Here is a 1,751-nt window from a genome sequence, read left to right as displayed (position 1 = left end):
ATCACATTCGGAAGCAGCGCAGCTGTTCAGCCGGCGTCGGTAGGGCATCGCAGAAGGCAGCCGGGACGATCGGAGAGTGCCGCGACCGGGCCGTTACCGTCGGGCCTGGGTCCGGAATGAGCTGCAAGCTGCCGTATCAGCCGTGCCCTCGGCCATGCCCGGTCTTCTGGTGGATCACGCCGCATCCGATCTTCGAAAGGCCGTCGGAATCGCGTCGTCATATCGCTCAGCGCGGCTTGGCGAAGACCAGGAGGAGAGAGGAACCGCCCTCTCTCTTAACCTTCTTACGGACGAACGCGGATGACCGTCTTCCCGTTGCGTCGCCCGCTCGCGTTGAAGGTTGCAACGGCCTCGTCGAGAGCCGAAACTTTGCCGATGTTAGTCTGCAGTCGTCCGTCCCGCACCCGCTGGACGATCTCCCTCAGTTGGGCGCGATCGGACTCAACAACGAAATCAACCGCCAGGCCGTCTGTGGGCCGCGCCTCGGCCGGGCCGACGACGGTCACCAGCGTTCCTCCGGTCCGGATCAGTGCTGCGGACTGCTTCTGAATATCACCGCCGATGACATCGAACACCAGATCGACGCCGCCGACGTCCTTCAGGGTATCGTTCCCTAGGTCGACGAATTCATTTGCACCGAAGTCGAGTGCCTTCTGGCGGTCGGCGGCGCGTCCGGTGCCGATGACATAGGCGCCGGCTTCCCGCGCAAGCTGCGTCACGACCGAACCGACGGCGCCGGCCGCGCCATGCGCCAGCACGCTCTGTCCTGCCTGAAGGCGGCCATGCTGAAACAGGCCCTGCCATGCGGTCAGCCCCGAGATCGGCAGACTCGCGCCCACAGCGAAGTCGACATCGCCGGGCAATGGCGCGAGATTGCGTGCTTCCATCGCGACGTATTCGGCAAGTGTGCCGTCGCGATGCCAGTCCGACAGGCCGAACACCCGCTGACCGATCGACAGCCCCGTGGTGCCGTAGCCCAGCGCGGTGACCACGCCAGCCAATTCATGCCCGAGGATCGACGGCGTCCGGTCACGGAAGGCCCGATCCGCCCAAGTCGAAGGCCACTCTAACTCAGTGTTGACGAATCCCGCCGCATGAACCTGAACGACGACATCGTTTATCGCTGGCTGTGGCTCGGGCCGCTCTGCCAGTGTCATGCCGGCGGTTCCCGCGGTCTGGTCCGTTACAACGATTGCTTTCATGGGAATTGTCTCCTCAGTGATTTGTTGGTTCGAGGTAAGTTGCAGACGTGGAAGGTCTTCGCGACCTCTCGCGCAGTTGGCTATCGGTTCGGCGCCTTCCGCGCCCAACCGTGAGACAGGGTGATGGCAATACTGATACAGTTCATTGGATGGCTCCCTCATCGATGTTTATGGGAACCAATTTACGGGCGGGCCTGATAATTTCGAGACCCAATCAGCTCAATATGATGCGCGAAAGGATCAATTTAGCCTTTCGAGTGTCATACCGCGCGTCTTACTCGCCCTTGCGCGCCAGTCGTCGCCACTCTCCCGGCGTCATCCCTATCCTTTCGGCGAAGACATGCCGGAATGCCGAAACGGAATGATACCCAACGGTCTCGGCCACAGCCTCGGTACTGATCGCCGGCTTCTTCAACTCGTTGGCGGCCAGGCTCATGCGAAGGTCAGTCAAAAAGTCGAGTGCAGAGCGACCCAACTTGTCCTGAAACTGGCGCATGAACGTGGCGCGTGACATGCGGCACAAATCGGCCAGTTCGGGCAGTTTCCAAG

General features: G+C 61.7%; 2 protein-coding genes. Both read right to left on the bottom strand.

The window, feature by feature from the left end; translation table 11 throughout:
* Nucleotides 1–284: 284 nt before the first annotated feature.
* A complete protein-coding gene (locus EOA27_RS35060; RefSeq protein WP_126080052.1) occupies nt 285–1,202 on the bottom strand; it encodes an NADP-dependent oxidoreductase in 918 nt (305 codons plus the stop codon).
* 274 nt (nt 1,203–1,476) lie between these two features.
* Nucleotides 1,477–1,751, bottom strand: a 275-nt coding sequence (locus EOA27_RS35055; protein ID WP_145970782.1) for a helix-turn-helix transcriptional regulator, incomplete at its 5' end; no start/stop codon positions are given.

This window comes from Mesorhizobium sp. M2A.F.Ca.ET.037.01.1.1 (assembly GCF_003998075.1).
Taxonomy (GTDB): domain Bacteria; phylum Pseudomonadota; class Alphaproteobacteria; order Rhizobiales; family Rhizobiaceae; genus Mesorhizobium.
The sequence above is the reverse complement of the archived record's forward strand: the minus strand, read 5'-3'. Positions and strand labels throughout refer to the sequence as shown.